Source organism: Aeoliella sp. (assembly GCF_965227375.1).
Lineage (GTDB): Bacteria > Planctomycetota > Planctomycetia > Pirellulales > Lacipirellulaceae > Aeoliella.
This window is the reverse complement of record NZ_CBDDFX010000001.1, coordinates 192996-209247: the sequence shown is the minus strand read 5'-3', so window position 1 is coordinate 209247 and position 16252 is coordinate 192996. Positions and strand designations below refer to the sequence as shown.

Sequence of the window (16252 nt, the reverse complement as noted above, 5' to 3'; positions counted from 1 at the left end):
TGTGGAGAATAGCCAGTGCACCAATCCTGTAACCCGAATTGTACACTCGGGGCTTGGTGGGTCACAACAGTTGCGCGGCTGTCATCTTGCAATGCTATGGTAGTTGAATCGAACTCCGCGGTGGAATCCTACCCCCTTGGGTGCACCAAGCCTGCCAGTAATGTCTTCCGCCTTCGTCACCATGTCAGTGACTGTGATGATCCCAAGCCCTTGTTCTCGAGTCACGTAGAGGAAGCTTGAGCCAATCTTGGGTTTGCTCGTTTTCGACGCCGGGTCGAAATGCAGCAGATAGGGCTGCTTCAGCGGCTCTCCTTTGGGCAGCTCGCCTTGAACCAGAAACTGCTCTATGTTCTTCGCATCAAACGGGTCGATTTCCCAAAGCTGCAGATCGATACCCAAGAGCACGTAGCTCTTTGGATCATCTTTCAGGGGCGTACAAAGCAAATCCACATTATGACTTGCCGCCCATTCTTGTGCCTTGCTGACAACCGGCTCCGACGAGTCTGCAGCTGGCAGATCTTCGTGCGGCCACTTTTTTCCCTGCCCTGCGTCGAGATCGAAGAAGAAAGTAGCCCCGATGTCGGCATCCCCGACTGGCGTTAGCACCATTCCGATCAGGCCATCGGTCTTCTCGGCGTTCTTTGTGATTGCCAGCCCTTTGGGATAGTCGGACAGATCGCGCGCAACGAACGGCGACAAGTCGACTTGGCTGTATTCTTGACCGACTCCAAGCGATTCCCAATTCGATTCATACCAGGCCGCCCAGTCTTCGGCTGCTTCATAATAGAGTTTTTCTTGCTTGGCAAGAGCGCGACGATCTTTGCTCTTCGATATGCTGACAAAATCATCGGCGACTTTATGGCCCGTTAGTGTCTCGAGAGCTGAAGTCACTTCGCGAACCGGTCTGCCGAAGCTGAAGTAGTTGCCTCTATCGCGCCCGCGGCGAATCTGGTGTTTCCGCATAAACGCGGCCAGCTCGCCATTCTCAACGATGAGACCATAATCGCTCATTGGGGGCTGTAATGTCTTGGGCAAAACACGAATCAATGCCGGTACTGCGCGGCGGTCGCCGATGGCTCGCAAGGCGAACGCGATTCGTCGCATCATCCGCTGCTCGCTTGTTGCTTCTAACTCTGCGCACAGAGGCGGCACCGCCGGCTCGCCGATGTTCACGAGTTCCCGCATCAGCAAACACCAAACTTCACACTCGTCCACGGTGTGATTCAGCTTGCGAAACTCGTCGATGATTCCAGCGACGCGTGCATCGGTTTCACTCGGAAGTGCGTCCAGCACCTGCTGGGCGTTTGCCATCTTCTCGGCCGGCGTCGACTCAGGCGTGTAGGCAATGTCGCAGCGTGTTTCCTGCCCTGCCCGGACAACTACTGCCGGTTGCTCCATCGTCGTAAACGTGTTTCGGGAGCAACGCATGTTGCACACGTAGGGAAAGTTTTCACCCGGAAAGGCCCGCATGCGAAAGAAACCATCGTTGTCCACCTCCGCTAGGTACTCGGTGTAAATCAGATTTCCACGGGGACGATTTGGACCGAATAGACCGACGCTGACGCGAAGGTTGGCGACTCTTGCATCGACGCTGTATACCACTGGCTTGTTTGTCTTGGTATTCACAACTCGCCCCACGATCCAACCACCTTTCTGCGCTTCGAAGGGTGGCAGTTCGTAGGGCTCTTTCTGTGCACGGCAGAGAATCACCTGCGCTTCGGCAACTAGTTGCATGTCGTCGTCGAGCACGACTTTATACTTGCCTTGTGGCACTTTCAATTCGTAGTTGCCGTTCTCGTCCGATTTTACATGCGCAGCTCGTACACCATCGCCGGACTCAAAGGGAATCGCTGAGACAACTGCGCTGGGAACTGGCTGCGAGGATTCCGCATCAACCACGCGGCCGCGAATGGTGCAATCTGCCTTCTTCAACGTGATTACCGGACGATTCACCAGGTCGCATTCGAAGATCCGATCGCTATACTCCGGATGACGGATCCTAAGGTACACGCTTCCCAACTCACCATCCCTTCCAATGTGCACAGACGCACCTTGCAAGGCGAATTCCCCATTTTGATCCGTCTTTGCCATGGTTGCACCCACATCCTCGGCATTGATCTGGCTGCTCATCTGCACAATGGCGCCCACAATGGGATTCCCGTTTTCGTCCACTACCTTTCCGGGAACGATCACTGGGCCAAAGTTCATCCAGATATTCTGAGGTCGATCCAAGCCTTGGCTCGGGAAGATCGGATTCACGAACGAATGGGGGAGTCTCTCGGCAAACGCGATCATGGCGTACTGCCTCCTATCGAAGCGGTGGTCCGACATCGGCCTCAGGTTCTTGAACTCAAAATTGCCTTCCTGGTCCGATTTCGTTTCTGCTACCTTCGAAACTTCTTCGAGTACGCCCCGTAGTTCGTATAGCACGATGAATGCGCCCGCCACTGGTGATTGGTCCTTGGCGCGCAGGCACTTTCCTCTGATTGTTTGACCATTCGCAGCGTTGGCAGAAATGCTCGTGTTGGCAGGCGAGGCCTCATCGGCTTTCGCGGCCAGCGAATTGAACTCTGGAACTGCGCCCGTCAACCCAACCACGCTGAGGAAGAGTATCACCGTGACAATCATCCCATTGCCAAACGGCGATTGCCGATGAAGTTCGGCGACTCGTCCCACCCGAAAATTCGTTTCGCTCGAGCAATTGGGCTTGGGGAGCATGGGTCAAGACCTTATGTAGAATTGATTTCGCTGATCCCGAGTCCCACGAATTGTACACCCGGTGCTTGGTGGGTCACAACAGTTGCGTAGTACACCCGTCTGTGTACGCACATTTCACATGTGGTAGCATGTGCCTGCGCCCTTGGCCAAACGTTATCGACTACCGACATCGAAAGTATCGCGACATGGAATCGCTGCCAATTAGCAGTACCCCCGGCATCCTGGCGGCGCTCAGCGGCATCTGCGCCTTTTTCTTCTGGCTGGAGCGGCGGACTAGGTGGCCGCTGTTTCGCTATTTGCCGCCGCTGATCTTCATCTATCTCACGCCGGTCATCCTGTCGAACACGGGCGTGCTGCCGAGCAGTTCGCCGGTTTACGGCCAGATGAAAGAACTCATCCTGCCGATGATGCTGGTGCTTTTGTTGCTGAAGGTGAACGTCGGCGGCGCGGTGCGGGTGTTGGGGCGAGGGGTCGGCGTGATGCTGTTCGGAACGCTTGGCGTGATGGTCGGCGCTCCGATCAGCTACTTGCTCGTCAAGTCGCAGTTGGAGCCCGACGCCTGGAAGGCGTTCGGGGTGCTCGCCGGCAGTTGGATTGGCGGCACCGGCAACATGGCTGCGGTGAGCGAGATGATCGACGCCAGCGGCACCGAGTTCGGCCTGGCGGTACTCGCCGACTCGACCATCTACATCATCTGGCTCCCCATCTTGTTGGGGTCCAAGCGACTCGCCGATCGATTCTCCCGATTCACCGGCGTGGAGTCCGATCGGCTCGACCGCATGAAAGCGGCCGCAGCGGCCGAGCAAGTGGAAACTAGACCACCCACCACGCCCGACATCTTGTCGCTGCTGGCGATCGCGTTTGTCGCCATGTGGGTGGCCAATCTCATCGCAGAACAACTACCCGTGATCGATCCCTACCTCGACGCGAGCACATGGCGGATTCTATTGATCACCACGATCGGCATCGGACTGTCGTTCACACCGATGAGCAAGATTCCCGGTAGTCACGAATTGGGCATGGCGCTGGTCTACCTGTTCGTTGCACGGATGGGGGCGGTTGCCGAAATCGACCGAGCCGCCATGCAGGCGGTGCCATTTCTGTTTGCATCCACCGTGTGGATCTTCATCCACGGCGCGTTCTGCCTGCTGGGCGCGAAGCTCTTGAAGGTCGATGTCCACACCGCTGCGATCGCCAGCGCGGCGAACATAGGCGGAGCCGCCTCGGCAACGGTCGTCGCGTCGCACCACCAGGAAAGTCTGGTGCCCGCGAGCATCCTGATGGCCCTGATTGGCTACGCCATCGGCAACTTCGCGGCCTACGCCACGGCGCTCATGTGTTGGTACGTCTCTACCATCTGACGCTACTGCAACAACCGTTTCCCGAAGGCGAAATTCGCCGCTCGTTTGGCGTCGTACTCCGCATGCTCGGGATTGAAGCTGTTGATCGTGGCTCTGGGCATCACCGCGTGCATGAATCGGTCGTCGCCCAAATAGATGGCCGTGTGGCGTATCCGTCCGTACTCGCCGAGGAAGTAGAGCGTATCGCCCCGCCGCAAACCATCGCGATTCCACCGCGTCGCCACGAGTTGGCCTGAGAGGAACTGCTGGTTCGAATCGCGTGGCAAATGCAGCCCCGTAGCCGCGTAGGAAACCTGCACCAGCCCGGAACAATCGATGCCCGCGGAAGTCTTGCCTCCCCAATGATACGGGGTGCCCAATAACTGCTTGCCCACGGCGATGGCCTTTTCCACTTCATCCGGCGCTGAATTCGCAGGTTGGCACACGTTGGAAGGAATATCAGCCGTCGCCCCGCCAGGCAGCGCGACGCGTGTGGTTCCCTCGTCACTCGGCAACTTCTTCAACAGCGCACCCATCGGCAGGACCATGCCATCGTCGAGCGTGTGATTGGTAGTCATTCGCACCGCACTAGTGCTTGGGTAATCGGCGAACGACTTCGCGTTGACTCGCTCGACGTCGGCGGCCGACACGTAGCCCAGGTAACCCTCGCCGCTGTGCGCCAGATAGTGGTCTCCTTCTTTCCGCAGCAGGAAAAGTGGTTCGCCGAGAAGGCAGTCGGTCACCACCTCGCGGGGCTCGTCGGGCTGGTCGTAACTGAGCGTGTGCGAGGCCTTCACCAGCCCAAACGCTTTATCAACCAGACTCGCCGACGGCAACGTCTCCAGTTGGTCATCGGTTACCTCAAATCCCAGTACTTCCAAGAACCCCACCAGCCCGCTGCGCGTTTGGGGAAACTCGACGTAGCCCTCGAGGCTCACCTTCCCTGGCTGCGTTTCAGCAGCGGTCACATCGAAAGCAAACAGCCGCGTGTCGTTGGCCAGTTGCGAGCGAAAGGACTCGACGTACTGCGGCAACCGCTCGCTCTTACCCACCAGGTCGGGCTCTATCTGCCGCGCGAGCTTCACCAGGCGGTTCGGACGGCTGGGCGGAGCGACGACATTCACTTGGGCCGTCGCAGAACCGACGACAAGTAGCGAAAGAACGAAGGCGGCGATGCGAAGCATGGGGAAACTCTCCTGCGAGTTGCGGGCGCTCGTTGGTTGCGAAGCTGGACTGCTGATTGGAGTATAACTGTGGCGCAGCGGCCGGGCAGCGAATTCTACGTGCCTTCCGCAAGATACCGAACTACCGCGCGCTGGGAGACGGCCACATCGCTGAACGTGCAGAGCTTGCTGGCCGCGTCTGGGAACTGGGCGAGGATTTCGGATACGCCGAGCGAGATGATCACCGCGCCCGGCTTCGTTGCCAGCTCCTGGAACAGTGCGAGTTGATACTCCAGCAAGCCAAACTGATGCCAGGCGGCCGGTTTGACGATCATGGCGAGGATTAGTTGCTTGCTTTGCTCGGCTGCCTTGCGCGCAGCGCTCTGCTGGTCTGGCGTGCTGCTTGGCGAGAGTTCGAAGTACTCCGCGGCGGCGAACGTCTCGCGGAGCGCGGCGGCCAAGGGTTGCTCAGGAGGATCGAGCGGTGTCTCGAAAGGTTTGGCCAGTAGGCAAGTCACCGGCGCGTCGGGCGTGAGCGGAGTGGCCTCGGCGCCAAACGAAGTAATCGCCTGCGAGGCCACGCGTTCTGCGAGTTGTTGTGGCTGGCAACTTTGTGCTTCGGCGCTCGTTGCTTCAATCGGTTGCAAGCAAACGCGCTGCTTGAGCGCGGCGATCCGCTGCACCGACTGGTCGATCCGCGCTTCGTCCAATCGCCCTTCCGCCACGCAACCGGCCAGGTAGTCGATCACCCGCAGCGGATCGTCGACATCCAGCAGCCAATCCACGCCAGCCAGTATCGCGGCAAGGCACATCTCGCCTTCGCTGTCGAACCGGTCGCGCACACCCGACATCAGCAGGCTGTCGCTGCAAATCACTCCGTGGAAACCGAGCTGCTCGCGAAGCAAGTCCTGCAGAATGGCCGAAGAAAGCGTCGCGGGTAGACCGCCGGGGTCCAACGCCGGGTAGGCGACGTGGGCGGTCATGATCATCGAACACTTGGCTGCCACCGCGCTTTGGAAGGGTGGCAACTCGGTGGCGGCGATGGACGCGGCGTCGCGGCTCACGAGCGGCAGCGAGTCATGCGAATCTTGTTCGGTATCGCCATGCCCAGGAAAGTGCTTCGCCGCGGTGGCGACGTTCTGAGCTTCGCAGCCCTTTACGAAACCGGCCACCATGTCACTGACCTTGGCTGTGGTGCTGCCGAAGGAACGGATGGCGATGATCGGGTTGCGGGGGTTGGTGTTCGTGTCCGCCACCGGGGCAAAGGCCACGTGGATGCCCGCCGTGCGGGCTTCGATGGCGGTTGCCTCGCCAAACTGATAGGCCAACTCTTCGGGCGACGTTTGCGCCCGATCGCTGGCGGCGCCGAACGCGCCCGCGTGGGGCAGCACGCTCATGCCGTGCATTTGCTGGCCGCAGCCACGTTCGATGTCGGAGCCGACCAACAGCGGGATGCTGGCGGCCGCCTGTAACTGCTGGAGCACCTCGCGGGTCGATGGCCAACGCCCGTTGAACAGCGTGAGTCCGCCGATAGGACAGCGGTCGATGAGTTCGGCGATGCGCTCCGCGTCTTCGTCCACGGTGCGCAAGGGAGGTAGGTTCGAACCAATCCTCACGTTGATCAATTGGCCGATCTTCTCCTCGAGGGCCGAGGGCAGATAGTCGGTTAGGTTGTTGTTGGAACTCATGTCAGTTGCTTTGAAAGTCGAACGAATGTACGGTCCACCTCGGCACCGCAGTGTTTGCGATAGAACTCCACGGGGGCAACCCAGGGGATGGTAGCAGATACATAACCTTGCTGGCGCATGTCGTCCAGGCAGTGCGCCAGCAATCGGCGCCCGATGCCGCGCCCTTGCTGGTCGGGGCAAGTGCCCATGGGGCCAAACCAGCCGGTACCACGATTATTGGCATCGTGCGCCGCGAATCCAATCACCCGTCCTGCGTCCACCGTGACGAACAAGCTGACGGGATCGTTCGCCAGCGCATTGGAAACTTCCGTCCACCACGGCGGCCAGTGGCGGGTGACGAACTGGTGAATCGCCGCTTCCAGCGCCGGCGTCGCGCGCTGGACGTTGTAGCCTTCGGGATGCTCGCCGCCAAAGGTATCACTGCGATACGAACTTTCCCACTGCTTGAGGTCGACGGTCATGTTCGTCGCCTGGCCAACTGCCGAGTAGCCTTGCTTGGCAAAGAACCCGAGCGCCGCTTCGCATCGCTCGTCCACGCCGGGCTGCAGGTAGTTGGGGGCCGACTCGGCGACACGCATTTCCAGAGCGCCAAGCTCGTGGCAACGCGTTTCGAGTTGCCGGTAGATCGACGAACCAATGCCCGCGCGCTGCGATTCGGGAGCCACGGCGAGCAGCTTCACAAAGCCGGTTATGCGGTCTTCTCGAGGGCGGCAGACGGCTACACCGATGCCGAGTAACTGCTGCTGGTCTCTGCTGACTACGGCCAACTCGGGGCGAAAGTCGGCGTCGCCCCACACTTTCTCGTGCAAGAGTTGCGCATTCAAGCGATCGAACGGAGCCGCCGAGTTCCATAGCCGCTCGACCGCCTGTGAGTCCGACTCCTGCAAGGGATGCATTTCGGGCATGCTGCGGTTACTCCGCTTCGCTCACGTTGCGCCCGAAGTCGGGATCGACTTTCACCAGCCAGGTCACAATGAAGCTCGGTATGGTGGCCACCATCACCCACACGAAGAACCACTGGTAACCGAGTTGCTCTTGAATCCACCCGGAGATCATCCCCGGCAGCATCATGCCCAGCGCCATGATGCCGGTGCAGATGGCGTAGTGGGCCGTTTGATGCGATCCCTGCGCAAGATAGAGCATGTACAGCATGTAGCCGGCGAAGCCAAACCCGTAGCCAAATTGCTCGATTGCCACGCAGGTAGTGATCACCCAGGTTTGAGTCGGCATCATAAACGCCATGAGGACGTACACCAAATTCGGCACGTTGATGGCCACCGCCATCCACAACATCCACCGTCCCAATCCTTGCCGGGCGACAACGAGTCCTCCCAGAATGCCACCCAGGACCAACATCAGGACTCCGGCCGTACCGTAGATGATACCGAAGTCGGTTTCGGATATCCCCAGTCCACCAGCCGAAGGATCATTGAGCAAGAACAACGGAGCGATCTTCGCAAGCTGGCCTTCGGCAAATCGATAGAAGAGAATATAGACAACCCCCAGCAGCACACCCTGCTTGTCGATAAACGTGGTGATTGTGTTGCCAACTTCTTGCGCCAATTCGCTTGCGGACTTATTGGAGGTCGACTTCTCTCGCCGCGGCAGCATCAATGCATGGTAAATGGCAATCGCCAAAAATACCGTGGCCGCCAGTAAGAATGCCCTCGACCAAGCAGTACCGGTGGGCAATGAGGCATTGATCATCAGCCCTGCCAGCATCACCAACAAGCCCTTGCAAGCGATGCTGCCAAGTCGATAGAACGAGCTGCGAATACCGACAAAGAATGCTTGCTGATGGGAATCCATGCCGATCATGTAGAAGCCATCAGCAGCGACATCGTGCGTGGCCGAGGCGAAGGCCATCACCCAGAAGCAACCAAGCGTCAATACAAAGAACGCGCTGCTCGGGATACAAAGCGCGACGCCCAACATACAGGCGGCGAGCACAAACTGCATGGCCAGTATCCAGAACCGCTTGGTCAGCAACACATCGACAAACGGACTCCACAGGGGTTTGATTACCCAAGGCAAGTAGAGCATGCCGGTATACAAGGCGATTTTCGTGTTCGAAACACCCATGCCCTCGTAGAGAATCACCGCGACGGTCATCACCAGTTCGTACGGCACCGACTCGGCGAAGTACAGACTGGGCACCCAGCTCCACGCCGAGCGCTTCTGCTTCTCGGGCGGGGGCGTTTCCTCTTGCGGATCAGCGGCAACGGGAGACTGAAAGGGATTGTTGGGCGAGCCCTTGGATCCAGATGCTGAGTCGCTGCGGCCGGGGTCCTCTGGCTCCGAGGGATCTGGCGATGGTTGTGAGTGATTCACAGGTTTCTTACTTGCTCTCGATGCTCAAGGGGCCAGTGGCGTCGCCCATGCGGTTCAGGCGGTCGATCGGGCGGACGACCACCTCGTCGACGTTGTTGACCACGCCCTGGAAGACGCAATCGGACTTCGCGCCGGGCACGACCTGCGTCGTCCAGCCATCGCCAATATGACATTGCACCAGCCACAGCCAAGGGGCCGACCCGCTTTCGGTTCGAAGCTCCACGCGAGTTGTCGAGTCGTCCACCACCGCGCGAACGGAGTGCTCGCCGGTTGCAGAGTCCGGTAGCTCGCACCAATCGGTGGCGGGAGGGATGGCCGGCTCGGTGTAGACCTCTTCACGCAGCAGATCCTGAATGCCACTGCGGTTTTGTTGAATCGCCTTGATGCTGAAGTGAATGTGGCCGGGCGCAGGGACCGCTGTTCGCACCACATCGATTTGCTGGCCGATCTCGGCCGGCTTCCACCCTTTGCCGTCCGCCAGAATCTTCGACGTGAACAGCCCGGGCCAGAGATGCCGCTGGTGGGTGTTTTGCTGGTCCCACCACTCCAGTAGTACAGGGAAGCTTTGCGCCTTCTGCTCGATGGGCCAATAGAGTTGCGGGCTGAAGTAATCGACCGTGCCATCGGCGAGCCACTTCTTGGCGTCGGCGTATAGTTTGTCGTAGGCGTCGAATCCTGCGATCGATGGCGGCTGCCCCGGGCGGTAGATGCCGAAGGGACTGATGCCGAATCGCACCCACGGTTTGGCCTCTTTGACTTCGCTGGCCACTCGCTCAAGGAACCGGTTAACATTGTCGCGGCGCCAATCGTCGCGCGAGAGTCGTTCAGCACGGGGTGATTGCGCCAGGTACTTGGCCCAACTCTCATCGTCGGGGAAGGGGACTTCCTTCTTGTTCTCCACCACCGGATAGGGATAGAAGTAGTCGTCGAAGTGCACCGCGTCGATATCGTACCGGCGGACCACGTCGAGGATCACCTGAACGCTGTGCTCGGCCGCCGCTGGCTCACCAGGATCGAGCCACAGATACTTGCCGTACCGCTTCACGATTTCGGGCTGCGTCTTGCTGATGTGCCCCGGCGGCACCTCGCTCTTGGCCGACGCATGCCACGCCCGATAGGGATTGAACCACGCGTGCAGTTCCAAACCGCGCTCGTGCGCCGCCTCGACGGCAAACTCGAGCGGGTCGAAGTCGTCATCGGGCGCCTGGCCAGCCGTGCCGGTCAAGTACTCCGACCAAGGTTCCAGCTCCGAGCGATACATCGCGTCGCAGCCCGGGCGGACCTGAAACACGACCGCGTTCATGCGCAGGTCGCGCGCCACGTCGAGTAGCGTGATCATCTCCTGTCGCTGCACCTCGGGCGCGAGTCCCGCTCGGCTCGGCCAATCGATGTTGGCCACCGTGGCGATCCACGCGGCGCGGAACTCCCGATTGACTTCCGGCGGTTGCGCCTCTGCGGCGTGAACCGGCGGCTGCAAGAATGCCGCCAAGAGCAACTCCACTAACAACCAGCTTGCAGCCTTGGTCACAATCACCACCCGCTTTCAATTCAGTATTCCAGCGGGCGGCAATCCGTCGCCCGCGCGGCTTGTTAGTCCCCCTTTGGATTGAAGCTGGGCGACTAAACCTAAATGGTAACAATCGCGGCTGCGACAATCATTTTTGGTCCGCGCAAATCTCTCTTCCGTCTGCGCAAGCGTGGTGCGTGATGCCACATCGCAGTGTGTTGCGACTACGTCGAACGATGCGCCGGACGCCAATCAGGCGGGGAGTACTCACCAGCCGATCCACATTAGAAATCCATGACTAGTTGTCGGCGACGAGTTTCCAGTCGGTATCCGGCGGAAAAGCAGGGCATTGGCGTGGGTTGCAACTGGCGTGCGCAGCAATGAAAATTGGGGGTTGAGAGAGCCTTTGCTTTCGCTGTCCTAACGCTCCATTGATACCGCTTGTTCTGACGAGGTGTGGTGATGCTACAACGTACTTTATTGAGTCTGCTGCTTTCGCCCTTATTTCTGCTCGCCACAGCCGCTGCCCAGGAGGAGGCATCGCCCAGCGACAAGGCCCCTGAGAACTCCGCGGAGAAAAACTCGGCCACTACCGCCGTTGTCGAAGCGGTACCGCTGCGGATCACCACCGATGTAGAAGGGTTGTTTGTCGCCCGCGAAGCGGATGAGGTTATCCTGCGACCCGAAGAGTGGAAGGAGTTCAAGATCGCCGAGATCGTGCCTCATGGCTCGACCGTCAGCAAGGGGGAAGTGCTGGTGAGGTTCGAGAGCAAAGCTCTCGACGAACAAATCGAGGACCTCGAGCTCGAGTTGCGACTTAGCGAACTTGCTCTGTTGAAGGCGGAGCAAGAACTGCCCCGAGCGACGGAGGAGATCGAGAAGCAACACGAGCAGGCGCAGCGCGCTTTTGAAGAAGCCAAGGCCGACTATCAGCGATATCGCGAAGTCGAACGTGAAATGTCCCTCCGATCCGCCAAGATGAGACTCAAGAACACCGAGCAGAGCGTTGAAAGCGCGCGGGAGGAGCTGGCTCAGTTGGAGAAGATGTACGAAGCCGACGATCTGACCGAAGAGACCGAAGAAATCGTTCTCAAGCGGCAGCGCCACGTTGTCGAGCAGGCGGAGTTCCGGCTCGAAGGGGCCAAGCAGAATTACGAAGTGACGGTCAACATCGACATTCCACGCAATGACATTAGTCGCAAAGAACGCCTCGACCAAGTCGAACTGGCGCTCAAGCGTGCTGAGACTGCGCTCGAAACCGATCGCGCACGCACCAAGTACGAACTCCAGCAGAAACGGCAATCGCGGTTAGACGCGATCCAGCGGCACGCCAATCTGGTGCAGGATCGGGCGCTGATGGAGGTTCGGTCGCCAGCCGATGGGGTGGTTTACTACGGCGGCGCCACCGACGGCAAATGGGGCGACACCTCAAAACTAATCGGCAGCATGCGACCTTTTGGCACCGCGCCAACCGACTCGGTGATGATGACTATCGTCAAGCTGAAACCGCTGTACGTCGTTGGCAGCGTGGAGGAGAGCGCGCGGCCGAGTATCAAGATCGGACAACCGGCCACCATCGAGACAGCCGCCGAAGATGGCCCGAAGCTCTCGGGCAAGCTCGAAAAGATCTCGAGCATTCCGCAGGGCGATAAGAAGTATCGAGTGGAGTTGTCCGTCGAGTCCGATGACATTCCCGACTGGGTAGTCCCCGGTCTGACGGCCAAGGCCAAGGTTACCACCTATGAGAACGCCGACGCCCTGATGATTCCCAAGTCGGCCGTGAAGGCCGATGAGAAAGATCCGGACGCCAAGTACGTGATGGTCGTGTCGCCTGAGATCGACAAGCCACAGAAGAAGTCCGTGAAGGTTGGCAAGAGCAAGGACGACAAGGTGGAGATCGTCGAAGGGCTGAAAGCAGGCGACAAGGTTCTGCTCAACAAGGACTAGCGACCCGCCTCCGAAGCGACTGGCCTAACGAATGTCCGAATCACGCGAGGATCTCATGCCGAAGCTACGTCTCGCTCTTGTTGCGGTGCTGCTGACCGTGCCAATGCAATTGTTGGCGCAGGAGGCAACCGAAGAAGTTGCACTTTCGCCACTGGCCACCGAGGGGCCCAAACCGGCGCCGATTACTCCTCCCAAACAGTCGGAGGTGAAGGCATCCATCGCTCGCGGCGTGCGATTCTTGCTGGACGACCAACGTCCCGAGGGGGCATGGGGCAGCGCCGAACAGACGAAAGACCTGAACATCTACGCGCCCGTTCCCGGAGCTCACCAGGCGTTCAAGACGGCCGTCACGGGGCTGGTCGTGATGGCGCTGGTCGATGCGCACGGGTCGCTCGACGAAGCGATGCAGCAGGAGGTCGACGCCGCGCTGGCGAGCGCCCAAACTTGGATGCTCGAGAATGCGAGCAACGTTCGCCGAGCGGAAATGGACGCGGTCTACAACACGTGGGGACACAGCTACGGACTTCAGGGTCTGGTGCGGCTCTACACTCATACGCCGAAAGAGGACACCGAGACTCGCGCGCAGTTGTTCGAAGCGATGCAGAATCAGGTCGAGAAGCTCGATCGCTATGAGTTCCTCAACGGCGGTTGGGGTTACTACGATTTCGACGCGCATACCCAAGTGCCCGGAAGTAGCCCAAATAGTTTCACCACGGCCACAGCGTTGGTGGCACTGAAAGAAGCGCAGGACCTCGGCGTCGAGATTCCCCAAACGATGATCGACAAGGCCCTGGCCTCGGTCGAGCGGCAGCGCAATCCAGACTTCACCTACGCCTACGGCGAGTATCTAAGAATGCAGCCCAGGCGGTTGATCAATCGCCCCGGAGGCAGCCTCGGCCGCTCGCAGGCGTGCAACTATGCCCTTGCGGTTTGGGATCAGCCCGAAGTCACCGACGAGGTAATCAAGACCTGGCTCAACCGCCTGTACGCCCGCAATGGCTGGCTAAGCATCGGCCGGAAGCGGCCGGTGCCACACGAGTCGTACTTTCAAGTCGCCGGCTACTTTTACTACTACGGTCACTTCTATGCGGCCCTGTCGATCGATCGCTTGCCCGAAGACGAGCGGCCCTACTTCCAAGATCATCTGGCCCACATCCTATTGCCGCTTCAAGAAAAAGACGGCAGCTGGTGGGACTACCCGTTCTACAATTACCACCAGCAATACGGCACAGCAATGACCGTCGTGGCGCTAACGCGTTGCCTGCACGAATAGCAATCGCGGCTGCGACAGTTATTCATGGTCCGCATAATTCAATGTTCCGTCTGCGCAGGTTGGGTGCTTACTGCCACTGGGTGTGGCATTGGATGATGTGGCGGGGGTAGTTTCGATGGTTTGCAGCACGCTGAGGTAAACTGCAGCGACGGCGACTGGCCAAAGCCGAGACGGGGCGCGACACACTTCAGATTCGGGCTGGTTCGACGTGCTGAGGTCTTCACAAACGATACGCTGAAGCGAGTTGGCCAACTGAGCGAAGACGATGCACCCTCAGCGGAGATTCTCAGCCGTTAGTGCCCCCATATGCAGTTGCGAATAGACCCAACGAACAGCCGTGAGCGTCTAAATTCATGGCTGCTGAGCACCTTTCCTGCTAGAATGCAGGCATGTAGAGGGCCGGTGAGTTCGATCTCGGGGTGCCCTCGTCGGCCAGAGGCGCCATCGAAGTAGCCGTGTTGTCTGCCATGCACAAAGATAGCGACTTTGAAGACGAACTCAGCGAAGCGAGCGGTTTCGGCTCGGAAAGCGCGGCGGACTACGCCGAACGCGGTATCCGACTGGCCGAGCAGGGCGAGTACGCCAACGCCGTTGCGAAATACAGCGAAGCAATCCGTCTCGATCCAAAGGACGCCGCGTTTTACATCTACCGCGGCAACTGTCTCGAACGGATGGGGGAGTTGGACAAAGCAATCGCGGACTACACGACGGCGATCGGAATCGATCCGAGCGACGCCGTGCCGTATTTCTACCGCGGATCGGTTTGGTCAAGACGAAACGATTATGACAAAGCGTTCAGCGACTTTACCGACGCGATCGACCGGGATTCTCGTCATTCGGAGGCCCTCCGTAGCTGCGGGCACATTTGGGTGCACAAAGGCGATTGGGACAATGCTCTGGCTGACTTCGATGCTGCGATCGATGTCGATCCGCAAAACGTACTCGCGTACTTCAGTCGGGGTTGGGCCTGGTCCCGGAAAGGCGAGAACGACAAAGCGAAAGCCGACTACATTGCCATGGGGGAGCTTGATCTTCTCGAGGCCTCGGCCTTCTGCCGCCGCGGCTGGGCCTGGTCGCAAATAGGGGAGTGGGACCAGGCGATCGCCGACTACGACCAAGCGATTGACCTTGGCACACGCAACATCGAGGCTTACCGCGGGCGGGGCTACGCGTGGTTCGAGAAGCGTGCGTGGTCCGAGGCGATCGCTGACTACACCAAAGCGATCGATTCTGGCACTCCGACGCCCAAAGACTACCGCTACCGCGGTCACGCGTGGCTTGGAAGTGGTGAGTGGGAAAATGCGGTCGCTGACTACACTGAAGCGATCCGGCTCGATCCCTGCGATGTCAACGCCTACACAAAGCGAGGCAGTGCTCAACTAAAGCGGGGAGAATGCGATCTTGCAATCGCCGACTATTCCCAAGCATTGCAGGTGGCCTCGCAAGAGAACCGGCGAGAGATAATCTACTACGGCTTGGCCATGGCGTGGGCTGAGAAAGGCGACCACGATCGGGCAGCTCGTGACTGGTCGGAAGCATTCAGATGCAACCCGCATTACACGACCGGGTACATTGCCCGCGGCCTCTACTTGGCCAGGCTGGGGAAGTACGAGGAAGCGATCGCGGACTACGACCGAGCCCTAAGCCTGAACCCTGACTCCGCAGATGCATACAACAACCGAGGAAACGCACGAGTGAAGTTGGGCGATTATTACCAGGCGATCGCCGACTTTACAGAATCGATCCGAATCGATCCGGACGACTCTACCGCCTACAACAATCGCGGTTTTGCACGGGAGAGCAACCAAGAGTTTGAGCACGCGATCGCGGACTACTGCGAGGCATTGCGGCGCGATCCGGAGAACTGGGTGCGTCATGCCAGGCTCGCCGACCTCCTCGCGACCTGCCCAGACGAACGCTACCGCGATGGCGTCCGAGCAATCGAGCTGGCTGAGACCGCCTGCCACCTCACCGACTTCGGTGACGCGTACTCGCTCGCCGTTCTCGCCTCGGCCCACGCCGAAGCGGCAAACTTCGACGAGGCGGCTGACTGGCAGTCCAAAGCAATCGACCTCGCGGACGATGACGACAAGCCTGACATGGAGAGCTGGTTGGAACTGTATCGGTCAGGTCAAGCTCATCCTAAGCAGCGTCGCGGCCTTCGGCGTTTTCTACGATTCCTGAATTGAGTGTGACCAATCACGAAAAGCTCCCGCGCGACGAGACACGCAGCGGTGCCGTTCACCTCAGCGATGTCTGACCGACCGGCCGCACTTGAAAAAGAC

Annotated in this window: 10 protein-coding genes; 4 read left to right on the top strand and 6 right to left on the bottom strand. The window is 59.4% G+C overall.

The features are described 5' to 3' along the window. Positions 1–81: 81 nt before the first annotated feature. A complete protein-coding gene (locus tag ACQK2L_RS00970; RefSeq protein ID WP_425395063.1) occupies positions 82–2295 on the bottom strand; it encodes a carboxypeptidase regulatory-like domain-containing protein in 2214 nt (737 codons plus the stop codon). A 608-nt stretch (positions 2296–2903) separates the two neighbouring features. On the opposite strand from ACQK2L_RS00970, the gene ACQK2L_RS00965 reads away from it, so the two are divergent. Next, entirely contained in the window at positions 2904–4079 is a 1176-nt protein-coding gene (locus ACQK2L_RS00965; RefSeq protein WP_425395062.1) for a DUF819 domain-containing protein, read from the top strand. Positions 4080–4081: 2 nt separating this feature from the next. On the opposite strand, the gene ACQK2L_RS00960 is transcribed toward ACQK2L_RS00965, so the two are convergent. From ACQK2L_RS00960 to ACQK2L_RS00940, 5 genes are all read right to left on the bottom strand, one after another. After that, complete coding sequence (locus ACQK2L_RS00960) at positions 4082–5242, bottom strand: NlpC/P60 family protein (protein ID WP_425395061.1); 1161 nt, start codon at positions 5240–5242, stop codon at positions 4082–4084. 95 nt (positions 5243–5337) lie between these two features. Further along, complete coding sequence (locus tag ACQK2L_RS00955) at positions 5338–6909, bottom strand: glycoside hydrolase family 3 protein (RefSeq protein WP_425395060.1); 1572 nt, start codon at positions 6907–6909, stop codon at positions 5338–5340. Continuing rightward, positions 6906–7814, bottom strand: a complete 909-nt coding sequence (locus ACQK2L_RS00950; RefSeq protein ID WP_425395059.1) for a GNAT family N-acetyltransferase — start codon at positions 7812–7814, stop codon at positions 6906–6908. Before ACQK2L_RS00950 ends, ACQK2L_RS00955 begins: the two co-directional genes overlap by 4 nt. A 7-nt stretch (positions 7815–7821) precedes the next feature. Then, on the bottom strand, positions 7822–9240 hold the full coding sequence (locus tag ACQK2L_RS00945) for an MFS transporter (protein WP_425395058.1): 1419 nt from the start codon (positions 9238–9240) through the stop codon (positions 7822–7824). Positions 9241–9247: 7 nt separating this feature from the next. Continuing rightward, positions 9248–10768: a glycoside hydrolase family 10 protein gene (locus ACQK2L_RS00940; protein ID WP_425395057.1), complete on the bottom strand. Its 1521-nt coding sequence runs from the start codon at positions 10766–10768 to the stop codon at positions 9248–9250. A 441-nt stretch (positions 10769–11209) separates the two neighbouring features. Between ACQK2L_RS00940 and ACQK2L_RS00935 the strand changes: the two genes are divergently transcribed. From ACQK2L_RS00935 to ACQK2L_RS00925, 3 genes are all read left to right on the top strand, one after another. After that, positions 11210–12694, top strand: coding sequence for an HlyD family efflux transporter periplasmic adaptor subunit (locus ACQK2L_RS00935; RefSeq protein WP_425395056.1), 1485 nt, complete (start codon positions 11210–11212; stop codon positions 12692–12694). 55 nt (positions 12695–12749) lie between these two features. Then, positions 12750–13967, top strand: a complete 1218-nt coding sequence (locus ACQK2L_RS00930) for a hypothetical protein (RefSeq protein ID WP_425395055.1) — start codon at positions 12750–12752, stop codon at positions 13965–13967. A 467-nt stretch (positions 13968–14434) separates the two neighbouring features. Continuing rightward, the gene (locus tag ACQK2L_RS00925) at positions 14435–16156 is read left to right on the top strand and encodes a tetratricopeptide repeat protein (protein ID WP_425395054.1); all 1722 of its coding nucleotides are present in this window, start codon (positions 14435–14437) and stop codon (positions 16154–16156) included. Positions 16157–16252: the final 96 nt, after the last annotated feature.

Coding starts and splice junctions, on each gene's coding strand:
- ACQK2L_RS00970 (WP_425395063.1), bottom strand. CDS start 2,295: ATGATCGCGTTTGCCGAGAGACTCCCCCATTCGTTCGTGAATCCGATC.
- ACQK2L_RS00965 (WP_425395062.1), top strand. CDS start 2,904: ATGGAATCGCTGCCAATTAGCAGTACCCCCGGCATCCTGGCGGCGCTC.
- ACQK2L_RS00960 (WP_425395061.1), bottom strand. CDS start 5,242: ATGCTTCGCATCGCCGCCTTCGTTCTTTCGCTACTTGTCGTCGGTTCT.
- ACQK2L_RS00955 (WP_425395060.1), bottom strand. CDS start 6,909: ATGAGTTCCAACAACAACCTAACCGACTATCTGCCCTCGGCCCTCGAG.
- ACQK2L_RS00950 (WP_425395059.1), bottom strand. CDS start 7,814: ATGCCCGAAATGCATCCCTTGCAGGAGTCGGACTCACAGGCGGTCGAG.
- ACQK2L_RS00935 (WP_425395056.1), top strand. CDS start 11,210: ATGCTACAACGTACTTTATTGAGTCTGCTGCTTTCGCCCTTATTTCTG.
- ACQK2L_RS00930 (WP_425395055.1), top strand. CDS start 12,750: ATGCCGAAGCTACGTCTCGCTCTTGTTGCGGTGCTGCTGACCGTGCCA.
- ACQK2L_RS00925 (WP_425395054.1), top strand. CDS start 14,435: ATGCACAAAGATAGCGACTTTGAAGACGAACTCAGCGAAGCGAGCGGT.